Genomic DNA, 20,445 nt, shown 5'->3' on the forward strand with positions numbered 1-20,445 from the left:
GCCCTCCCCGGTCTGCGTTCAGCCAAGCCCCGCCGGTGTCGTCGTACCGGTCCTGGTCTCGCCGAAGAGGCGGCGGTACGCGCCCGGGGTCGTCCCGAGGGCGGTGTGGAACCGTCGCCGCAGGTTGACCGCCGAGGACAGACCGACCCGGGCGGCGATCGTCTCGACGGGAAGATCGGTCTGTTCCAGCAGGGACCGCGCCGCGTCGATGCGCTGCTGGAGCAGCCAGTGCCCCGGGCTGGTGCCGAGCTGCCGGGCGAACCGGCGGGCGAACGTGCGCGGCGAGAGACCCGCCCGCGCGGCCAGCCGGTCGACGGAGAGGTCCGTGTCCAGGCGCGTCAGGGCCCACTCCAGGACCGGGGCCAGCGAGTCGTCCGCACTGCCGCCCGCCCCGACCGGCGCGGGCCGCTCCGCGTACTGGAGCTGGCTGCCCTCCCGGTGCGGCGGCAGCACCATGCTCCGGGCCATCTGGGCGGCATAGGCCGCGCCATGGTCGGACCGTACGAGATGGAGGCAGAGGTCGATGCCCGCACCGCTGCCGGCACTGGTCGCCACATCGCCGTGGTCCACGTACAGCACGTCCTCCACGACCGTCACCCGCGGATAGTCCTCAGCGAACTGCGCGGTCCGCCGCCAGTGCGTGGTCGCCCGGCGGCCCTCCAGGAGCCCGGCCCGCGCCAGGACGAACGCGCCGGTGCAGATCGACACGATGCGCGCGCCCCGCTCGTGCGCGGCGCGCAGGGCGCCGAGCACAGCGTCGGACACGGGCCCCCCGGGCGACGGCCAGCTCGGGATGATCACTGTCTCCGCCCGCTCCAGGGCTCCGAGACCGGACTCGATGAGCAGGGAGTGCCCGACCGTGGTCCTGATGAGACCGGGCCGCTCCGTGCAGACCTCGAAGTCGTAATGCGTCGGAATGCCGGGGTGGTCGGTGCCGAAGACCTCGGCTGCCGAGGCCAGCTCCAGCGGCGACTGCGGCTCGTTGAGCAGCGCCACCACGCGGTGGCGGGGAGCGGGCTCGGTCTCCGGCTCGGGTATGCGCAAGGACATCACCATGTCATTAAAGTACCCGTGAATGTCATTCGCGACACTCGTCCGGACGTATCGGTCGGCGGCACGATCGAGCCATGACCAACGACACGCAGACCAACGCCGAAACCCTCCTCAAGACCGTCGTCCACATCGACGACGTCGAGGCCCACCAGGTGGTCCCCGGAATCGTGCGCCGCAGGCTGCCGGGCACGGACTACGCCCGGGGCTGGCTGATCGACTTCGCGGCGGGCACGGAGTGGCCCGAGGTCGACCACCACCTCACCGAAGAGCGCTACTACGTCCTGAGCGGCGAGGTGATCGACGGCGGTGAGCGACACGGTCCCGGTACGTACGTGGTCTTCGCTCCCGGCAGCGAGCACCGCCCGAGCACGGAGACGGGCGCGCGGATGCTCGGCATCTCGCTGATGGAAGCCTGAGCCTCAAGACCGCCCGTCCGGTCCGGGGGTCCGGGCGGGCAGGCCGGGGCCCACCGGGGGCGATGCGCCCTCGGTGGGCCCCGGCGCGAGTGAAACAGCGCCGGCGAGCAGGCCGAGGGCCAGGGCCGCCACGCCGAAACCCCACGACCCGCCGGACATGCTCCCGGCCGCAGTCGCGGCCGTGCTCACCGGACCGGACAGGGTCGCGGCCAGGGTCGTGGCCGCACTCACGGGGTCGGTTCCGGCCGCCCGAGCGTGAACCAGACGACGGTGCGCCCCGGATACCGAGCGCCCCCGCTCCGCGTCCCCCACGCCTGCGCCAGGCTCTCCACGAGGACGAGCCCGCGCCCGTTCTCCTCCTCCGGCCCCACCGCCGCCCGCATCGACCCGAACGTGCCGAGCGCCGCCGCTCCGGCATCGCCCGCCCGCCCGCCGTCATCCGTTACGGCGACGGTGACCCGCTTCCGGTTGACGGCCACATGGACCCGGATCAGCGGCGTACGCGTATGACGGTGGGCGTTGGTGACCAGCTCACTGACACAGACCCGGGCGTCGTCGACCAGCCCGGGGTGCCTGCTGACGCCCAGCAGCGAGGTGACGAAGTCCCTCGCGAGCCGCGCGGCGCTGGCGGTGTTGGGCAGGGTGAGGCGGTAGTTCTCCCCGCTGAGCGGGTTGGGCTGTAGGGGCATTGGGGTTGCAGCGGTCATGTCGTTCTCCCCATGAGGTTCGTGCTGCGAACTGGTGCGCTATTCCTCGCCCTTGAGGGTCAATCCGGGGCCTGGATCTCAACGCACGTCTGTGCGGCAGCACTTCGGGAAACCTGGGCCGAAGTGCTGTGCTGGGCACGACCATAGCTTCAAGTCTCACTTGTGCGACCCATGTGCAAAATTAAGTGACCGAATGGATTACGGTGAGGTCGCCAGCCACACTGGGAGCCGACAAGAGGAGACGTCGATGCCACCAAGGAAGGCGCCGACCGCGCGGCAGCGCCGTGTGGGTGCTGAGCTGCGCAAGCTGCGGCAGAGCGCGGGACTTGCCCTCGCCGAGGCCGCCGCCCTGCTCGGCGCGGAGCGCACCACCATCAGCAACACGGAGTCGGGGCGCTTCGGCGTGAGCGGTGACCGCGTCCGTAACTGGGCGGGCGGCTATGCGTGTCCCGACGAGGCGTACGTGGAAGCGCTCGCCGCGATGGCGGAGGAGCGGGGCCGGGGCTGGTGGGAGGACTACCGCGACGACCTCACCAGCGGCGCGCTGGATCTGGCTGAACTGGAGCATCACGCGGTGGCGATCAGGGCCGTGCAGATCATGCATATGCCGGGGCTGCTCCAGACCGAGGACTACGCCCGTGCGGTACTTGCGGAGACCGTTCCGCCCCCGGCCGCGGCTCGACAGAGACGTCATCTGTCACTTCGGCTCAAGCGCCGAGACGTCCTCGACCGGCAGAACCCGCCGACCTGCACGTTTCTCATCCATGAGGCGGCGCTGCGGATGACGTACGGCGACTCCAGCGTCGCGCGCGGTCAGTTGGAGTACGTGCTGCGCGAATCGGAGCGCGACAATGTCACCGTTCGGGTGGTCCCCTTCGCCGCCGGCGGCTTTCCGGAGGCCGGAAGCTCGACGCAATATGTCTACGGACGCGTTCCGCAGTTGGATACCGTGCTGACGGACACGGCCACCGGGTCTGCGTTCCTGGACGCTGAGACACCTCTGGCGAACTATCGAGCGGCGATGGATCGGATCGAGAGGCTGTCTCTTGATCCGCCAAAGTCAAAAGACTTCATTCGTGAGGTCGCACAACAAGTGTGAGGCGTGAAGCACGTGGAAATTCAGTGGCGCAAGTCGTCGAAGTCGTCGAACGCCGAAGGTAGCGCCTGCCTGGAGCTTGCCGAGCACGACGGCGAGATCCTGCTGCGTGAGAGTGACAACCCCGACGTGGTCGTCCGCACGACGCGAGTGAAGCTCCGGGCGTTCCTGGGTGGTGCGAAGGAGGGCGAGTTCGACGACTTCGCCTGAGATTTCGCGCTTCGGCGGCAGGCGGTCCTCACCGGCGCAGGTGGGGGCCGCTTTGTCGTTCGTATCACTTGTTAATCGCTGAAAAATCACTCGTTAGACGTCAAACACTTGATACGCGCCCGCCCCGCGCGCTAGCTTCCTGATGTGCCGCCCCGTCACGTGGCGGCCAACTCCCCCTGCGTCTGCGCCCGTTGGGGGAGAGGTAAGCCGGTGCGCCCCCTCCCGCAGCTCGTCACGCCGGTCGCGGTGAGGGGGCGTTCCCGGTGCTACGTCAGGAGGCCGCGCATGCTCGAAGACGTCCCCGGCCCTGTGGGGCCCGGCCCGTTCGCGTACTGGTGCGAGCGCTACACGTACGCCTCGGAAGACCTCGACGAGCCCGACAGCCTCGCGCGGTACTCCGCCCGCACGCCCGACCTGGCGATCCAGCGGATCCGGGAGGAGGCGCGGGGCCTGCTCAGCGCTTTGCCTGCGGCCCAGCGGCCGGTTCTGGGCTGGGCCGAGGGGCCGGGGAGGGTGCGGGCCATCGGTGCGCTGCATCGGGGGCGTACCTGCGGGTTCACCCTGCGGCACGGGGCGGGGTGGAGCGAGTGGATCGTGCGCCCCTACCTCGCGTTCTCGGTGGACCCCAAGGCCCTGCTGACCGTCCTGCCCACGCGGACCGGGCCGTGCACGGCGTGCATGCCCGGTCCGCAGGGCTGCTGACCCGGAGCCGCGGTCGCAGGACTTCCGCGTCGGCTGACTACCGGACCGCCTCGGTCCGGCCGCAGGTCACGTTGGCGGCGGGAAGGGCGCCGGTACGCAGGTAGTCGACGACGGCCCGGTCGGCGCAGGGGACGGGCGTGAGGCCGTCCAGCCCGCGCCCGAACACCCCGTGGGCCCGGATGTCCGCCGTCAGCAGCCGTGAACCGGTCAGGCGGCGGTGCAGGGCGAGGGCCCCCTCGTACGGGACGTTGTTGTCGCGCCGGGCCTGGAGCATCAGCGCGGGGACGGGGTTGCCGATCACCGTGGCGGGCTCGCGGGAGGTGCTCGTCCAGAACGCGCACGGCGCGATCATGCCGTTCACGAGCGGGCCGAACACGGGCTGGCCCACGCGGCTGCTTTCCATGTTCCGCCAGTACGTCTCCGGGTCCTTCGGCCAGCCCCCGGCGGGCCAGCCGCGGTCCCCGCACATGTAGACCGCCCCGCCCAGCATGCTGTCCGCCAGGTCGGGGGAGGCGAGCATGTCCAGCACGGAGGCGAGCGCCGGGCCGGGCTCGACCGGCCGGCCCGCGGCGGCTTCGACCAGGTCGTGCACCGTGGAGGCGAGCGCCGGATCATGCTCCTCGTGCTGGATGAACTGCCTCAGCACCAGCCGCAGCAGCGGTGCCGTGAGGCGGACGCCGGAGACCACGACCGGCCGCCGTTCCGCCCCGTCGAGCAAGCCCTCGACCCGTGCGCGGACGCGGGCGGGCGTGTTGCCGAGCCGGTACGTCCTGTCGTGCCGGGCGGTCCATCCGGCCCAGGCGTCCAGTGCCTCCTCAAGGGGCAGCCCCGCCCGCTGGAAGAGCTGGTACTGGGTGGCGGCGGGATCGGTCGACGAGTCGAGGATGATCCGGTCGGAGCGGTGGGGGAACATCTGGGTGTAGACGGCGCCCAGATCGGCGCCGTACGAGACGCCGTAGTACGAGAGTCTGCGCTCGCCCAGCGCGGCGCGGATCGCGTCCATGTCACGGGCTGCGTTCCGGGACGTGGCGTGGCGCAGGAGCCGGGCGTTGTCGCCGTGCTCCTGGCAGCGGCGCGCGGTGTCCCGGGCGTCGCGCACCGTGCGGTCGAACTCCGCACGGCGGGTCGTGGTGGGACCGGGAGGGGGCGCCGGGGCGGCGGGTGCGCAGACGACGGGGGTGGACTCGCCGAGGAAGCGCGGGTCGAAGCCGATCAGGTCGTAGCGGTCGGCCGCGTCCTTCAACGCGGGCCGCAGATAGAGCGTGTTGGCCAGGCCCGGGCCGCCGGGGCCGCCCGGATTGGACAGCAGGATGCCCCGGCGCTTCTCGCGCGCCCCCGTCGCCGCGATCCGTGAGACGGCGATCTCGATCGTCGGGCCGCCGGGGTCGGCGTGGTCGAGGGGGACGGTCACCTTCGCGCAGCGTGCGCCCGCGGCGCGCAGTTCCGTCTGCCGCGCCGAACAAGGCCCCCAGACGACGGGGTGGCGCGCCGGCTCGGCGGACGAGGCGGAGGAGGCGGAGGAGTCGGACGAGTCGGACGAGGCGGACCCACGGGGCGGGGCGGACGCGGCGGACGCGGGCATGCCGCCCGCGAGTAAACAGGTCAGGCCGAGTCCCGCGGTGACCAGACGGATGACGCGCATCGTGCTCCTCGGATCGGGTGGGAGGTACCCGCACGACGCTAGGGACTCGTGTGACCTGGGAACATCGGGCCACCCGGTCGACGGAACCGGGGGGAATCCCCCCGTCACCCGCCGCAGCGGCCCCCTCGGTCCGCAACCGATGGCCAGGTCGCGTGCTGCCGTCGTGCGAGGGCTCCGCCCCGCCTGTACGGCCCTGCCCCGGCGCCCGCCCTGCCCGTGCGGGCGCCGGAGCGTCGAGCGGGGTCAGAACTCCATGGGGACGAGGAGGAAGGACTCCGAGGGACCGGAGAGCTGTGCCTTGCTCGCACGCAAGGTGTACTGGAGGGGCCCGGTGGAGGTGGTCTCCAGACTGACGAAGTTCCCGTTCAGCCTGGACCGGATGGCGTAGTGGTGCTCCTCGCCCTCGTGGTCGTAGTACAGGTCGAACCTCTCCCAGCTGTTCACGACGGTGGAACGGGCGCGCAGCACGTTCTGCGAAGCGCCGGTGAAGTTCTTCTCGACCGATACGTAGTGGTTGTTCGCCAGAGACCTGAAGGCGACCGACTCCGTGTTCCGGTCCACGTCGATGGCGAACCTCTCCCAGCCCTTGATCCCGGACGAACGGGCCCGCAGTACAGCGGTGTTGGGGGCGTCGTAGCCGAACTCAGGGGCGACGTACTTGTAGTTGCGGACCGACTGGAAGGCGGTGGCCCAGGGGGCGGGCTCGATGTCCCGGGCGGAGGCGTCGCCGCCGGCGGACGGGGCTCGCCGGTCGTCCGCCCGGCTGCCGAACCGGGCGGCGAACTTGTCCAGTTCGGGACCCTTCACGATCTTCCAGCCGCTGGGCACGGCAGCCGGTCGGTCGGCCTTCGGGTCGGTCTGCGGGGCCGCTGCGGCCACGGGGGCCATCAGCGTGGATGCCGCCAGCAGAGCGCTCAGGGTCAGTACGGCCGAGGTCATGCGTCGCACGGGTACTCCTCGCTTATCGTCTCACGCATTCCGGAGGGAGCGAGGCGACGGGAAGGCAAGGAATTCTCGGTCGTCCTGCTCAGAGATTTCCGGCCAGGGATTTCCCCGGCGCGATATTCGCCCTGTGCGAGGCGGCGGCCGGACCTGGCGCACAGGGCCATTGCCTGCGCGCGGTTACGCCATTCCCTATCTCATCCCCCCCCGGGGAAAGCCGTGGTCAGCACCCTCCCCAGGGTGCTTCGACGGCTGCTGCGCCATGGGGCGAAGCGACCTCAGCGTAAGGGGGAGTTGAGTTTTTCGGCAAACGTATTCGTGGCGATCCGGGAGTTTTCGCGGGAGTCGCGATGCGTTATTCATTCCGCAGTTCTCTGTTAATCCTGGTGTCGCTTTTCGTTTATGGTGCAGCCGCTTCACGGCCACTTGTCGGTCAGGCTGCCCGGGCCCGCCGCAGGGTCTTGCGGTGGGCCCGGTTGGTGGCCATCAGCGCGTCCAGGGCGTCCCGGGTGCGGGAGAGGTCCGCGATGTGGGCGGAGAGGCGTTCGCGCTCCTGCTCCATCCGCTCCATGGCGGCGTCGGAGTTCGCCTCGCTGGGGGCCTCCACGCAGGGCAGCAGCTCGGTGATGGTCCGGCTGGACAGGCCCGCCGCGTACATCCGTTGGATGAAGACGACCCGGTCGACGTCGGAGTCGGAGTAGTGCCGCTGGCCGCTGGGGCTGCGGACGCTGGTGAGCAGGGCCTGCTCCTCGTAGTAGCGCAGGGACCGGGCGCTGACGCCGGTGGCCGTCGCGAGTTCTCCGATGCGCATGTGGTTCGTCCCCTTCGCCGTTGGCCGGTGGCTGGTGGCCGTTGGCCGCTCGCTGGTGCTGGTGCAGTGCCGGTGTCGCTGTCGGTGCCGCGCCGTCCTGGCCTGCGGCCCTTGCCCCTGACATTGATGTCAGGTTTTAGCGTAGCTGTCGAGCCCGGATCACGGGTGAGACGCAACGCGGAGGACGGACGGCATGACCTCTATCGACCCTTCCACCAGCACGCTCGACGGCCCCCCTTCCAGCCCCCTTTCCAGCCCTTTCTCCAGCACCCTTTTCGACCGTTACCGGCTCGGTGGTGGTCTGACCCTGCCCAACCGGGTCGTGATGGCCCCCATGACCCGCGCCCGGGCCGCCGCCGGCGGGCTCGCGACGCCGTCGATGGCGACGTACTACGCCCAGCGGGCCACGGCCGGGCTCATCGTGAGCGAAGGGGTGCAGCCGAGCCTGATCGGGCAGTCCAACCCGGGGACGCCGGGGCTGCACACCGATGAGCAGGCCGCCTCGTGGCGTCCGGTGACGGCCGCCGTGCACGCCAACGGGGGGCGGATCTTCGCGCAGATCATGCACGGCGGGCGGGTCTCGCACCCGGACACGACCGGTCTCGTGCCGGTCGGGCCGTCAGCCGTTCCGGCGGCCGGCGAGGTCTTCACCCCGACCGGACCCCAGCCCGCGCCGACCCCGCGCGCCCTGGAGACCGCCGAGGTGCCCGAGCACGCGCAGTCGTACGCGTCGGCCGCCCGCCGGGCCGTCGACGCCGGGTTCGACGGGGTCGAACTGCACGGCGCGAACGGCTACTTGATCTCCCAGTTCCTCTCCTCCAACGCCAACCTGCGCACTGACCGCTACGGAGGTTCCGCCGCCAACCGGGTGCGGTTCGCGGTCGACGCGGTGGCGGCGACCGTCGACGCCGTGGGCGCGGCGCGGACCGGGATCCGGCTCTCGCCCGGCGGGACGTTCTGGGGCGTCGAGGAGCGCGAGGTCCCCGAGCTCTACACCGTACTGCTGGGGGAGTTGGCACGCCTGGAACCGGCGTACGTGCACCTGGAGGCCACCGCCGACGATGAGGTGCTGCTCGCCCTGCGGCGCGCCTGGCCCGGCACGCTGATCATGAACCCGGTGCTGCCGCTGGGGCCGAAGCGGACCGGCCGCTCGGACGCGGACCGCTGGCTCGGGCTGGGCGCGGACCTCATCAGCTTCGGGCGGGCCTTCATCGCCAACCCGGACCTGGTCGAGCGGTTGCGCGGCGGACTGCCGGTGGCGCCGGAGGACGAGGCGGCGTACTACCAGGGGGGCGACGCGGGGTACGTGACGTACGGCTCGTACCAACACGCGGGCTGACAGCGGCCGTTGGCGTCGACGTGATCCGCCGCGCCGCGCAGTCATGCCGTGGTGACGGCGGAAGCAGCGGTGGGGGACGCGGTGTCGGTGTCGGTGGCGGGCACGTCGTCCCAGGCCAGCGAGGACATCTTCCACCCTGAGGGGGTCCGGAGGAACTGAGTGGTCTTCCAGCCGGAGCCCTCGAACCACTGGCCGTGGTGGAAGCCGGACTTGCGGTATTGGCTGAACCGGTGCGCGACGGAACCGAAGACCTCCGTCCGCTCGGTGGCCTCCCATTCGGAGAACTCCGTCAGCGTGCCATCGGTGAGCATCCGCTGCCGGGGCTCGATGAACGCGTCGAGATCGTAGATCACCGGCTCGTCACCGACGTTGGCGATGATCCGGCCCTGCGGAATGAAGATGTCGCGGATGACGCCCACATCCGGCTTGCGGCCCCCGGTGTTGTCGAAGGCGTCGACGAAAACGCGCATCAGCCGGTTGAGTTCGGTCTGCACGCCCGCCCCCGGCGCGTCCCCCGAAGGCGGCCATTCCCCGGAAAGCACCGCCCAGGCTTCGCTGTCGCGCCGCACCCCGCGATACGGGTAGCGCTGCCGCAGTACGCCCTCACGCGTCATGCCCAGTCGGCGCGCGACCTCGATGCTGCGGGTGTTGCCCGCCGCCACCCACCACTCGACGCGGTGCATCCCGCGCTCCTGGAAGGCCCAGTCGATCAACACCCGGCAGGCGCGGGTCACGAGCCCGCGCCCCTCCCCGGCCGGCTCCACCCAGCAGCCGATCTCGGCCACCCCGCTCGTGCTGTCGAAGCGGGTGAACATGACGCCGCCCACCAGCGTCCCGTCCAGCCGGATCCCGTAGATCCGGCCGCCGTCCTGGGCCTGACGGTCGGCGTAGCGCTGGAGGGTGGCCGTGGCCGACGCCAGGTCGGAGCTGTGCGTCGCCCACGGTATCCACTGACCCACCAGGTCCCTGGCGCGATCGATGTGGGCGAGGAACTCCTTTGCCTGCCATGGCTCCAGGGACTGGAGCCGGGCGTGGTCGTCGAGCGGCACGGTGAACATGGAAGCCTCGCTCTCATGGGTGCGTAACAAGTGTTCGGTACGTAAGCTAGCAGCATGCCGCCACCCGCACCCGGAGACCGTGAAGCCCGCCGCAAGGACGTGTCCGAGGCGGTGTGGCGCGTACTCGCGGACAAGGGGTTCGGCGGGCTGACCCTGCGTGCCGTCGCCGCCGAGATGGGGGCTTCGACCGGGATGCTCATGCACTACTTCCCGACCAAGCGGGCTCTGACCACGCACGCCCTGGACCTGCTGGAGAAGCGCACGGCTGAGCGGCCCCGTCGCGCGCGGACCGCCGAGGGCCTCGCCACCGTGCGCGCCATGCTCCTGGACATCCTGCCGCTGACCCCGGGCGACACCGCCCGCAACCGCATCTGGGTCAGCTCCTGGGACCTCTCCCTCGCCGACGACGCGCTGACCGCCGAACAGGCCGCCCGCTACACCCGTCTGCGCTCGACGATCCGCCCGCACTTCGACGCCGCCCGCGAGCTGGGCCAGCTCGCCACGGACGCCGATACGGACCAACTCGCGGCCGCTGCGGTCGCGTTCACCCACGGGCTCGTCGTCCAGGCCCTCTTCGATCCCGGCCGATTCCCGGACGAGGCGCAGACCGCCATGCTCGACGGCTTCCTCGACTCGATCGCGGCGGAGCGCATCCGGGGCCGGGGCGGGCGTAGGACGTGAGCAGGACGGGTCCGGGGGCCGGGCGTAGGACCTGCGCCCCATGCGCACCCTGAACCCGCTGGCTAGGGTCGACGCTCATGCACGCTACGGAGAACGGTCGCCGCGACACGGCGGAGCGCAGGCGGGACACCCTGGAGCGGCTCGGCTCCGAGCGCGATGTCTGGGTGTCGACGTCCCACCCCGAACACGGCCCGCACCAGGTGGCGCTGTGGTTTCTGTGGGACGGGCGGGCGGTGTGGATGTGCACCGGCGCGAACTCCGCGACCGTGCGCAACGTGCGCGCGGAACCGCGCGTACGGCTGGCGCTGCCGGATGCCCGCGACGTGGTGCTGGTGCAGGGGGAGGCGACGTACTGCCCCGCGCCGGAGGTGCCGGAGGAGGCCGCAGACGCGTTCGTGGCCAAGTTCGGCTGGGACCCGCGCCGCGAGGAGGCCCCGTACGTGTATCTGCGCGTGACGCCCCGGACGGTGCGCGCCTGGTGCGGGGTGCCGGAACTGCGGGGGAGGGTCGTGATGCGCGACGGGGCGTGGCTGGAGTAGCGGTGGTGGTGGCAGTGGTGGCAGTGGTGGCAGTGGTCGCAGTGATGCGGATGCGGATGCGGTTCGGGCGGGTCGGCCGCAGGGGGTGTCACAGTCCGGTGGAGAGGGTGGCCTCGGGCAGGGGCTGGCCGGCGACCTGGCTGGACAGCAGGCGGAGCGCGTCGGCGGAGGAGTCGTCGTTGGCGGTGTAGACCTCCAACCGGTGTTCGGGGCTGTCGGGTTGGAGCCACACCTGATAGTCGACCTCGACCCTGCCCACGGTCGGGTGCCGTAGGCGCATGGTGCCCACCGTGCAGTCGGCGACGTCGCCGGTGGCCCACAGCCTGGCGAAGTCGTCGCTGCGCATGACGAGTTCGCCGATCAGCTCGGCCAGGCGGCGGTCGGTGGGATACCGGCCCGCGGTGAACCGCAGGTAGGCGACGTGGATGCGGGCGAGTTCGTCCCAGTTCTCGTGCAGGTCACGGGTGTGGGAGTCGAGGAAGAACATCCGGGGGACGGAAGGCCGTTGGGCTGGATCCTGCGGCGCGTCGAAGTCGATGTGCTCGGCGGTGAGCGCGTGTCCGGTGCGGTTCCAGGCCAGTACGTCGCCCCGGCGGCCGAGGACGACGGCCGGGGCGCTCCGGCCCAGGGACGTCAGCAGCGAGAGGACCCGGGGGTGCGGTCGCTCCGCCTGGGGGCGCGCCATGCGCGGCTCCGCCCGCCGCAGCGCGAGGTTGTGCAGGTGGGCGGTCTCCGCGGCGTCCAGCAGGAGAATGCGGGCGAGCGCGCCCAGGACCTGCGGGGAGGCGGTGCCGGCCTGGTCCTGCTCCAGCCGCGTGTAGTAGCCGGCGCTCACCCCGGCGAGCTGGGCCAGCTCCTCGCGCCGCAGCCCGGGGACGCGGCGAGCCGTGCCGTACGTGCGGAGTCCGACGTCGGCCGGGGTGACGCGGGCGCGGCGGGTCTTGAGGAAGGCGCCGAGGCTCTCCGGTTCCATGGCCATGGGTTCGAGTGTAGGAGGGCGTGACGGGGCCCTGGGCGTCCCTGGGTATCCCTGCGGGGTGTACCCATGGCGGGGGGCTGGTTGGCCCGCCCCGGCCGATCCCATGCTCGGTCGCATGAAGGAAACTGCTGCCGCCCACAAGGCCGCGTACAAGGCCGCCCACGAGGCCGCCCACCGGGCCGGACCGCGGGCCTGGATGGGTCTCGCGGTGATCCTCGGCCCGGTCCTGCTGGTCGCGATGGACGGCTCGGTGCTGTTCCTCGCCATGCCGAAGGTCATCGAAGCCCTCTCGCCGTCCGCCGGCCAGGCGCTGTGGACGCTGGACGTGTACGGATTCGTCGTCGGCTCCCTGCTCGTCACCTTCGGCACCATCGGTGACCGCTACGGCCGGCTGAAACTGCTGATGATCGGCGTGACGCTGTTCGGCCTCGCCTCGCTGGGCGCGGCGTTCGCGACCGGCCCGGACATGCTCATCGCCTTCCGGGCGCTCATGGGCCTGGCCGGGGCGACGCTGCTGCCCTCGGCGCTCGCGGTGCTCAGCGAACTGTTCGCCGACCCCCGGCAGCGGGCCCAGGCCATCGGGATCTTCGCCGCCGCCTTCGCCGCCGGGTTCGCGATCGGGCCGGCGGTCGGCGGGCAGTTGCTGAGCCACTTCTGGTGGGGTTCGGTCTTCCTGGTCAACCTTCCGGTTCTGGTGGCGTTCCTGGTGCTGGCCCCGTTCCTGCTCCGCGAGGTGGCGACCTCGCGGGCCGGCCGTATCGACGTCCTGAGCGTCGTGCAGTCCGTGGTCGGCCTCCTGGCGACGATCTACGCCGTCAAGCATGTGGCGGCCGAGGGGATGTCGACGGCGAGCGTGCTGGCGGGGCCGGCCGGCGTGGTCGTCCTCGCGTGGTTCGTCCGGCGGCAGCTCACGCTGGAACACCCGGTGATCGACTTCCGCCTGTTCCGGGACCGGGTCTTCGCCATCGCGATCATCACCGGACTGCTGCCGCTCGCCGCGTGGTCGGCCACCGCCTACCTGTCGGGCGTCTACCTCCAGTCCGTTCTGGGGATCTCCGTGCTGAGGGCCGCGCTCCTCTCCCTCCCCGGGGCCCTGCTCCTCACCGTCACGTGCATCGTGACGCCCCTGCTGGTCGCGCGCATCGGCAAGCGGTCGGCGCTCGTCACATGCCACCTCTTCGTCGCCGCCGGCCTGCTCCTGCTGCTGCCCGTCGCGCCCTCCGGCGGGGTGGGCTGGTACATCGCGTCGACGGTCCTCGCAGGCGTCGGCTACGGCATCTCGTTCAGCCTCGTCGCCGAGACCGCCGTCGCGGCCGTTCCCCCCGAGCGGGCCGGATCCGCCGCCGCGATCGCGGAGACCAGCAACGAGATCGGCAACGCTCTCGGCATCGCCCTGCTCGGCTCGCTGTCCGTCCTCGTCTTCCGCCTCCAGGGTCCCGACCTCGCCGGCACCTTCGACGAGACGCTCGGCCTGCCCGGTCTCGCGCCGGCGGTGATCGACCACGCGAAGGACGCCTTCGTCACCGGCCTCCAGGCCGTCGCCGTCACCGCCGCCCTCCTCCACGTGGCCCTGGGGCTCTTCACCCTGCGCCGGGTTCCGAAGGCGCTGGACGACCGGAGCGAAACGCTGGATGACCCGAGCGAGATGCCGGGCGACCGGAGCGCGATGCCGGGCGACCAGCGCGAGACGCCGGACGACCCGAGCGAGGCACCGGGCGACCCGAGCGCGACGCCGCCCTCCTCCGCCCCCTTCCCTGCTTGACGTGTGCCCGTCACAATCCAAGCGGCAGGCCCATCCCCCACGGTCGACGGCCATTGGAGGCACCCCGTATGCCCGCTCCCCTCGCCACCCGCAGAGGCTTCCTGGCCGGCGCCCTCGCCGTGTCCGCGACCGCGATCGTCGGGGGCGCGCCCGCCGTCGCGGCCACGCGGGAGCGGGCCCGGGCGGTGCGCGGGACCCAGGACTGGATGGGCGCGCTGCCCGACGCCACCGCTCTCCAGCGGCTCACGATCCCGGGCACGCACGACTCGGGGGCGCGCTTCGGCGGGCCCTGGTCGGAGTGCCAGAACACCACCATCGCCCAGCAGTTGACGAGCGGCATCCGCTTCCTCGACGTGCGGTGCCGGATCACCGGGGGCTCGTTCGCGATCCACCACGGGGCGGCGTTCCAGAACATGATGTTCGGCGATGTCCTCATCGCCTGCCGGGACTTCCTGACCGCGCGGCCCACCGAGACCGTGCTCATGCGGGTCAAGCAGGAGTACTCCTCCCAGAGCGACGCCGCGTTCCGGGCGGTCTTCGACGACTACCTGGACGCCCGGGGGTGGCGGTCCCTGTTCCGGCTGGACTCCGCACTGCCTACGCTCGGCGGGGCGCGCGGCAAGGTGGTGCTGCTGGCCGACAACGGCGGTCTTCCCGGGGTGCGTTACGGCGATCCGGCCGTCTTCGACATCCAGGACGACTACATGGCGGAGCCGTTCGCCAAGTACCCGAAGATCGAGGCCCAGTTCCGCAGGGCGGAGCGGCAGCCGGGCAAGTTCTTCATGAACTACGTCTCCACCGCCGCCCTGATGCCGCCCCGCTGGAACGCCGACCGGCTCAACCCGCAGGTGCACAACTTCCTCGAACGCCCGGAGACCGCCGGGTGGACGGGACTCGGCATCGTCCCCCTGGACTACCCGAACAACCGGTCCGGGCTGGTGGAGTCGCTGATCCGGCACAATCCGGCGGCCTGAGCAAAGGTTTCCATGAGATCGAAGCCGCAACCATCCGCCGCTCGCGGTGGTCGTAGAGGTGTGACCACACCACCCCGTTCGTCTCCCCTCGTACTGCGTGGCAGCACGGCTACAGCCCACCTCAGGGAAGGTGATGAGAGCGCCGGGTCCGACGCCGACGCCGTGCCTGCGGGCCATGTGCTGTGGGAACAGGACAGGCAGACCGTGCTGATCCCGCTGGAGGCCATTCGGGAAGTGCGCGGCCGGGGCCGTGACCTTGAGCTCGAACTGACCTCGGCGACCCGCTCCGACAGCCCCGCCCCCGTCTACGTGCTCCACGACGCCAGTGCCGCCGCCGTGACCGCGTTCTGCGCGGCCGTGCGGGCGCGGCTGCCGGAGAGGGCGCCCGGCGCGCCGGCCGTCGACGGTGACGACCTGATCACCGTCGTGTCCGTGCGGAGGTCCCGGAGGCCGTCCGTGCGCGCCCTCCTCATCGCCTCGGTGTCCACCGCCTTCGTCGCGATCGATGTGACGATCGTGGTGCTCGGCGGGTCGTCGTGGATACTCGTCCTGCCCGTGTTCCAGCTGTACGTGGTCGTGGGCGTGCTCATGGGGCTCATCCTGGGGCGGGGCCTGTACGACGGGTGGCGGCTCCAGAGGCACGGCATCACGGTGGTGGCCGAGCTCGACCGCTACACCGACAGGAAGGCCGTGTACCGGTACGTGGACCACCACGGTGAGCCGCACCACCACATGCTTACGTACGCCGGGCAGGAGGCGGAGCTCAGCTACGACCCGCTCGACCCCGGCCGTGCCACCGCCCGGATGCCTTTCCACGAAAGGTTCGGGATGGCGTTCATGGCGGTCGTGGGCCTCAGCCTCGCCTGCGCTGGGCTCTGGCTCACCGGCCACGAGCTCGTCGTCGCGCTGCGCGGCTGACGCCGGTCTACCACACGCCGTCGACGACTTCCTCGAAGGCGAGGTTCCACGGAGAGTCCTCCTCCGCGAAGGGCAGCGGATCGAACGCGACGATCTCATCACGCAGAGCGTCCACGCGTTCCTCGACCTCCCCGTCGCCGTCCGCGAGCCGCCGGCGTAGTGCCTCGAACCTGGTCAGCGCGTACACCAGGGATTCCACGTCGCGGTGGATCGGCTGGTGGACCGGTCCCCCCGCGCCCTCCCCGAGGGCGTGCACGGTCCCTTCGTCCGGATCGAGCGCGAGCGTGGTGTCGGCGAAGAGGCCCAGTACGAGCCAGTGCCGGCAGGACTCCGGCACCGCACCCCGGCTGCCGTACCAGCCGGTGAGGTCGACGAAGTCGTCCGCGCGCAGGCTCGCCCTCGACATGAACCACTCGGTGTCGGGAAGGCCGACCGTGCTCAGCAGAAGCGCTGTCCGGTCGTCGAGCCGGTGGTGCGGCGCGTCGTGGCGGGGGAAGAGGACGACGCCCGTCAGGCCGAAGACGGAGCGCACGTCGTCGGCGGTGACGGCGAAGTTCACGCCCAGGTTCTGCCATGTGGTCGCGGGGTGGGCGAGGTAGAGGTGCTCGTTGACCAGGGGCGGGCCGTAGAGGTCCGGCAGGGCCTTGTAGTCGTCGGGCAGCGGTACGCCGAGTTGGCCCGCCCGGTCCGCATGCGGATCTGACATGTCCTGCTCCCCCGGAAGACGGCGTCCTGGCCTCGCGGCCACATGATCACATGTCCGGTGGCGGAGTCGGCGCGCCCGGCAGCCTGACCGCGGCGACCGTGCCGGGGCCCCCGTCCGGGGCCGGGCGCAGGGCGATCTCACCGCCCGCCTGCTGCACCGTACGGGCCACGATCGACAGGCCCAGGCCCGAGCCGGGGAGCTGGCGGGCCGAGGGGGAGCGCCAGAAGCGTTCGAAGACGTACGGGAGTTCCTCGGCGGGGATGCCGGGGCCCCGGTCCCGTACCGTCAGCTCGCCCCGGTGCAGGCGCACGTCGATCGTGGCGCGGGGCGGGCTGAACTTCACCGCGTTGTCCAGGACGTTGACGATCGCCCGCTCCAGGGCCGCCGCCTCGCCCCGTACGTACCAGGGGGCCAGGTCGGCGGAGATCGTCAGCTCGGGTCCGCGCAGGCGGGCGCGTCGCAGGGCGGTGCGGGTGATGTCGTGCAGGCTCACCACCTGGAGCGGGCCCGGCTCGGCGGCGTCGGGGCGGGCCAGCTCCTGGAGGTCGCCGATCAACGCGGCCAGCTCCGTCATCTGGGCCTTCACCGAGGCCATCAGCGCCTTGCGGTCGTCCGGCGGGATCACCCGGCCCGTCTCGTCGCTCCGCGCCAGCAGCTCCACGTTCGTCCGCAGCGAGGTCAGGGGGGTGCGCAACTCATGGCCCGCGTCCGCGATCAGCTGGGCCTGCCGGTCGCGGGACGAGGCGAGCTGGGCCGCCATGGAGTTGAAGGAGCGGGACAGGCGCGCGATCTCGTCCTCGCCGTCCACCGGGATCCGTACGGTCAGGTCCTCGGTGCGCGCCACGTGCTCGACCGCCTCGGTCAGCTCGTCCACCGGGCGCAGCCCCGCCCTCGCCACCCAGAGCCCGGCCGCGCCCGCGCCGATGACGCCGACGCCGCCGACGAGCGCCAGGACCCAGGCGAGGGTGGAGAGCGGTGCGTCGATCTCGTCCAGCGGGCGGGCCACCGAGACCGCGAGCTGGGTGTTGGCGGAGCCGGAGACGACCACCGGCGGCAGCTTCCGGGTGTAGACCCGCATCTCCTGGCCGTCGTCGTTCTCCGTCGTGTGCAGGGCGTCGGCCTGCCGGTCGGCCGCCACGGCGACGTCGTCCGGCCGGGCGGGGACGGGCGTGGTGTTCGGCGCGGTGCAGTAGCTGCCGTCCGCCGCGACGATCTGCACGGTGTACTGGCCGGGGAACTCCTGGGCCGGCAGCTTCCCGCCGCTCAGGCACGAGGTCAGCAGGTCGCGCATCGGCTCGTTGTCCATCTTCGCGTTGCGCAGCGAGTCGTCGAGCCGGTCCTCCAGCTGGGCCCGGGTCACGAACCAGCAGGCCGTCGCCACCGCCGCGACCGCCACCGCGACCGCCGTGGCGACGAGGAGCGCGAGCCGGGAGCGCAGGGGCAGCGTACGGAAGCGGCGCACGAGCCCGCGCACATCCTTGCGGGGTGGCGCCGGACTGCTCACGCCCCGCCGCTCCTCCGCGTGCGCTGCGGGGTTCGGTTCGCCCACGCCCTCCGCGTGCGCTACGGGGTTCGGTTCGCTCACGCCTCGCCGCTCCCGCCCGAGCGGAGCGCGTAGCCGACGCCGCGCACGGTGTGGACGAGGCGCGGTTCGCCGCCCGCCTCCGTCTTGCGGCGCAGGTACATCACGTACACGTCCAGGGAGTTGGAGCTGGGCTCGAAGTCGAAGCCCCAGACCGCCTTGAGGATCTGCTCCCGGGTCAGCACCTGGCGCGGGTGGGCCAGGAACATCTCAAGGAGCGTGAACTCCGTACGGGTCAGCTCCACCCGCCGCTCGCCCCGGGTGACCTCGCGGGTGGCCAGGTCCATCCGCAGGTCGGCGAAGGACAGCACGTCGTCGTCCGGTGCGTCCGCGCCTGCCGCCGTCGCCGCGTACGAGCTGCGGCGCAGCAGGGCCCGGATGCGGGCGAACAGCTCGTCCAGCTCGAACGGCTTGACCAGGTAGTCGTCCGCCCCCGCGTCGAGCCCGGTGACCCGGTCCCCGACGGTGTCGCGGGCGGTGAGCATCAGGACGGGCGTGGTGGAGCCGGTGGCCCGGATGCGGCGGGCGGCGGTGAGGCCGTCCATCCGGGGCATCTGGATGTCCAGGACGATGAGGTCGGGGGCGTACGCCTCGGCCATCGCCAGCGCGTCGTACCCGTCGACCGCCACCTGCGTGCCGTACCCCTCGAAGGCCAGGCTGCGCTGCAGGGCCTCGCGCACGGCCGGCTCGTCGTCGACGATCAGGATGCGCTGGGGACCGTCCTCGGCGGGGCTCATCGCTGCTTGTCCTCTTCTCGTGTCGACCCGGCCCGCCCGGTCTGCGGGAGTGTCCCAGCCTTGCACGGTCGGGACGCTGTACGGGATCCGGCGCGGGGTCGGGGGGCGTCACCCGCAGGCGCTGTACGGGATCGGCCGCGCGGTCAGGAGCCGTCGCCCGCGCGCAGGGCGTCCAGGTCGGCCTTGAGCGTGTTCACCGGGATCGCGAAGCCGAGGCCCACGCTGCCGGCCGTCGAACCGCTGCCCGCCGCCGACGAACTGGGCGCGTACATAGCGGAGTTGATGCCGATGATCTCGCCGTCCATGTTGATCAGCGCGCCGCCGGAGTTGCCGGGGTTGAGGGAGGCGTCGGTCTGGAGCGCCTTGTACGTGGTCGTCTTCTCGCCCGTGTCGCCGTTGAACTGCTGCCCCCCGAACTCGAACGGCCACTGCTGCCCGCCGCCCTGGCCGCCCTCTCCTTGGCGGGAGCCGCTGCCGGAGTCGTCCTCGGCCACCGTGACGTCCCGGTCCAGCGCGGAGACGATGCCGCTGGTGACCGTGCCCGTCAGGCCCTCGGGCGAGCCGATCGCCACCACCTGGTCGCCCACCTTGACCTGCGAGGAGTCGCCGAGCGTGGCCGTCTTCAGCCCGCTCGCGCCGCGCAGCTTGATCAGCGCCAGGTCCTTGGCGGGGTCGGTGCCCACGACGTCGGCGGTGTAGGTCTTGCCGGTGGAGAGCGTGACCTCGATCTGCTGCGCGCCCGAGATCACGTGGTTGTTGGTGACGATCTCCCCGTCCTTGGTGATCACCACTCCGGACCCGGTGGACCTGCCCGCCGACGAGGCCGCGCCGATCTCGACGATCGCCGGGGAGACCGCCTCCGCGACCCCGGCGACGCTGCCCTTGCTGCTCTGCGCGACGGGGGTGCCCTGGACCACCCCCGTGGAGCCGGTGGCGCGCGCCCCGCCGTCGCCGAGCTGCCCGACCAGGGTCGCCGTGCCGCCGCCGACCACGGCCGCCGCGAGGGCGACCGCCGCCAGCAGCGCGACCGGCCGCTTCGCCCGGCGCTCGCGGCGACCGGGGCCGGGGGGCTCGGTGGCGTACGCGGAGGGGTCGGGGGCGTACGGGGGCGGGGGCGGGAAGTACGGGGCGGCGCCCTGGCCGGTGTTCTGTCCGGTGTCCTGGTCCGTCGTGTACGCGCCGCTCGGGCGAAGGTTCTCCGTCATGTGCACCAGGCTGGGCGGCGAAGATGAGAGGGAGCTGAGTACGTCCTGAGAAGCCCGGAAGAACCGCGTATGCCCGCTGTAAGGGCCGCCGGCCGCCCGACCGGTTCGCCCATGGGCCCTTGTACGCACAGCGGGCCCCTGCGGCTCGGACGTGTTCGACGTCGCGAGCTTCAGGGGCCCTGCTGTCCTGTGCGGGTGGTTGAGATCCGGTGTCGGTGTCACACGGTCTGGGTGGTGTGGGGTCGGCTGGTGTTCTGCGGGGTGTTCTGCGGGGTGTGGGTGGTCTTGGGGGTGGTCTTGGGTCGGTCGCTGAGCTTGAGCCAGATGACGCCGCCGATGATGAGGGTGAGCCAGAGGGTTTTGGTGAGGGTGAGGGTTTCGTCGAA

21 protein-coding genes are annotated in these 20,445 nt (G+C 71.7%); 10 read left to right on the plus strand and 11 right to left on the minus strand.

The window, feature by feature from the left end; genetic code table 11:
* Positions 1–18: 18 nt before the first annotated feature.
* Complete coding sequence (locus ACLJPL_RS32750; protein ID WP_411084584.1) at positions 19–1,056, minus strand: GlxA family transcriptional regulator; 1,038 nt, start codon at positions 1,054–1,056, stop codon at positions 19–21.
* 71 nt (positions 1,057–1,127) lie between these two features.
* On the opposite strand from ACLJPL_RS32750, the gene ACLJPL_RS32755 reads away from it, so the two are divergent.
* Complete coding sequence (locus ACLJPL_RS32755; protein WP_411084585.1) at positions 1,128–1,469, plus strand: cupin domain-containing protein; 342 nt, start codon at positions 1,128–1,130, stop codon at positions 1,467–1,469.
* A 227-nt stretch (positions 1,470–1,696) separates the two neighbouring features.
* Here ACLJPL_RS32755 and ACLJPL_RS32760 read toward each other — a convergent pair whose 3' ends face one another.
* The gene (locus ACLJPL_RS32760; protein WP_411084586.1) at positions 1,697–2,176 is read right to left on the minus strand and encodes an ATP-binding protein; all 480 of its coding nucleotides are present in this window, start codon (positions 2,174–2,176) and stop codon (positions 1,697–1,699) included.
* 247 nt (positions 2,177–2,423) lie between these two features.
* Here ACLJPL_RS32760 and ACLJPL_RS32765 point away from each other — a divergent pair, with 247 nt between their 5' ends.
* From ACLJPL_RS32765 to ACLJPL_RS32775, 3 genes are all read left to right on the plus strand, one after another.
* Complete coding sequence (locus ACLJPL_RS32765) at positions 2,424–3,275, plus strand: DUF5753 domain-containing protein (RefSeq protein ID WP_411084587.1); 852 nt, start codon at positions 2,424–2,426, stop codon at positions 3,273–3,275.
* 12 nt (positions 3,276–3,287) lie between these two features.
* Positions 3,288–3,482, plus strand: coding sequence for a DUF397 domain-containing protein (locus tag ACLJPL_RS32770; protein ID WP_411084602.1), 195 nt, complete (start codon positions 3,288–3,290; stop codon positions 3,480–3,482).
* Between the two features lie 285 nt (positions 3,483–3,767).
* Positions 3,768–4,184, plus strand: a complete 417-nt coding sequence (locus tag ACLJPL_RS32775; RefSeq protein WP_411084588.1) for a hypothetical protein — start codon at positions 3,768–3,770, stop codon at positions 4,182–4,184.
* A 37-nt stretch (positions 4,185–4,221) separates the two neighbouring features.
* On the opposite strand, the gene ACLJPL_RS32780 is transcribed toward ACLJPL_RS32775, so the two are convergent.
* The 3 genes from ACLJPL_RS32780 to ACLJPL_RS32790 form a co-directional block, all read right to left on the minus strand.
* Entirely contained in the window at positions 4,222–5,826 is a 1,605-nt protein-coding gene (locus ACLJPL_RS32780) for an alpha/beta hydrolase (protein WP_411084589.1), read from the minus strand.
* 243 nt (positions 5,827–6,069) lie between these two features.
* Entirely contained in the window at positions 6,070–6,765 is a 696-nt protein-coding gene (locus tag ACLJPL_RS32785; protein WP_411084603.1) for a fascin domain-containing protein, read from the minus strand.
* A gap of 436 nt (positions 6,766–7,201) precedes the next feature.
* Positions 7,202–7,579, minus strand: coding sequence for a MerR family transcriptional regulator (locus ACLJPL_RS32790; RefSeq protein ID WP_411084590.1), 378 nt, complete (start codon positions 7,577–7,579; stop codon positions 7,202–7,204).
* Between the two features lie 193 nt (positions 7,580–7,772).
* Here ACLJPL_RS32790 and ACLJPL_RS32795 point away from each other — a divergent pair, with 193 nt between their 5' ends.
* Positions 7,773–8,918, plus strand: coding sequence for an alkene reductase (locus ACLJPL_RS32795; protein ID WP_411084591.1), 1,146 nt, complete (start codon positions 7,773–7,775; stop codon positions 8,916–8,918).
* 41 nt (positions 8,919–8,959) lie between these two features.
* Here the strand turns inward: ACLJPL_RS32795 and ACLJPL_RS32800 are convergent, their stop codons facing one another.
* Entirely contained in the window at positions 8,960–9,976 is a 1,017-nt protein-coding gene (locus ACLJPL_RS32800; protein WP_411084604.1) for a GNAT family N-acetyltransferase, read from the minus strand.
* A 54-nt stretch (positions 9,977–10,030) separates the two neighbouring features.
* On the opposite strand from ACLJPL_RS32800, the gene ACLJPL_RS32805 reads away from it, so the two are divergent.
* The gene (locus ACLJPL_RS32805; protein ID WP_411084592.1) at positions 10,031–10,657 is read left to right on the plus strand and encodes a TetR/AcrR family transcriptional regulator; all 627 of its coding nucleotides are present in this window, start codon (positions 10,031–10,033) and stop codon (positions 10,655–10,657) included.
* Positions 10,658–10,734: 77 nt separating this feature from the next.
* Positions 10,735–11,196: a pyridoxamine 5'-phosphate oxidase family protein gene (locus ACLJPL_RS32810; protein ID WP_411084593.1), complete on the plus strand. Its 462-nt coding sequence runs from the start codon at positions 10,735–10,737 to the stop codon at positions 11,194–11,196.
* Positions 11,197–11,284: 88 nt separating this feature from the next.
* Here the strand turns inward: ACLJPL_RS32810 and ACLJPL_RS32815 are convergent, their stop codons facing one another.
* On the minus strand, positions 11,285–12,175 hold the full coding sequence (locus ACLJPL_RS32815) for a helix-turn-helix transcriptional regulator (RefSeq protein WP_411084594.1): 891 nt from the start codon (positions 12,173–12,175) through the stop codon (positions 11,285–11,287).
* A gap of 196 nt (positions 12,176–12,371) precedes the next feature.
* Here ACLJPL_RS32815 and ACLJPL_RS32820 point away from each other — a divergent pair, with 196 nt between their 5' ends.
* The 3 genes from ACLJPL_RS32820 to ACLJPL_RS32830 all read left to right on the plus strand — a co-directional run bounded on the left by ACLJPL_RS32820 (position 12,372) and on the right by ACLJPL_RS32830 (position 15,829).
* Positions 12,372–13,937 (plus strand): MFS transporter, encoded by a 1,566-nt coding sequence (locus ACLJPL_RS32820; protein ID WP_411084605.1) that lies wholly within the window; start codon positions 12,372–12,374, stop codon positions 13,935–13,937.
* Positions 13,938–14,005: 68 nt separating this feature from the next.
* Positions 14,006–14,911, plus strand: a complete 906-nt coding sequence (locus ACLJPL_RS32825; RefSeq protein WP_411084595.1) for a phosphatidylinositol-specific phospholipase C — start codon at positions 14,006–14,008, stop codon at positions 14,909–14,911.
* Positions 14,912–15,073: 162 nt separating this feature from the next.
* Positions 15,074–15,829: a hypothetical protein gene (locus ACLJPL_RS32830; RefSeq protein WP_411084596.1), complete on the plus strand. Its 756-nt coding sequence runs from the start codon at positions 15,074–15,076 to the stop codon at positions 15,827–15,829.
* A 7-nt stretch (positions 15,830–15,836) separates the two neighbouring features.
* Here ACLJPL_RS32830 and ACLJPL_RS32835 read toward each other — a convergent pair whose 3' ends face one another.
* From ACLJPL_RS32835 to ACLJPL_RS32850, 4 genes are all read right to left on the minus strand, one after another.
* Positions 15,837–16,388: an SUKH-4 family immunity protein gene (locus tag ACLJPL_RS32835; protein WP_411084606.1), complete on the minus strand. Its 552-nt coding sequence runs from the start codon at positions 16,386–16,388 to the stop codon at positions 15,837–15,839.
* 193 nt (positions 16,389–16,581) lie between these two features.
* The gene (locus ACLJPL_RS32840) at positions 16,582–18,039 is read right to left on the minus strand and encodes an ATP-binding protein (protein WP_411084597.1); all 1,458 of its coding nucleotides are present in this window, start codon (positions 18,037–18,039) and stop codon (positions 16,582–16,584) included.
* A 77-nt stretch (positions 18,040–18,116) separates the two neighbouring features.
* On the minus strand, positions 18,117–18,854 hold the full coding sequence (locus ACLJPL_RS32845) for a response regulator transcription factor (protein ID WP_411084598.1): 738 nt from the start codon (positions 18,852–18,854) through the stop codon (positions 18,117–18,119).
* Positions 18,855–18,997: 143 nt separating this feature from the next.
* Complete coding sequence (locus ACLJPL_RS32850) at positions 18,998–20,065, minus strand: S1C family serine protease (protein ID WP_411084599.1); 1,068 nt, start codon at positions 20,063–20,065, stop codon at positions 18,998–19,000.
* Positions 20,066–20,445 lie beyond the last annotated feature (380 nt).

The organism is Streptomyces sp. cmx-18-6 (genome assembly GCF_046548915.1).
In the GTDB taxonomy this organism is placed as follows: domain Bacteria; phylum Actinomycetota; class Actinomycetes; order Streptomycetales; family Streptomycetaceae; genus Streptomyces.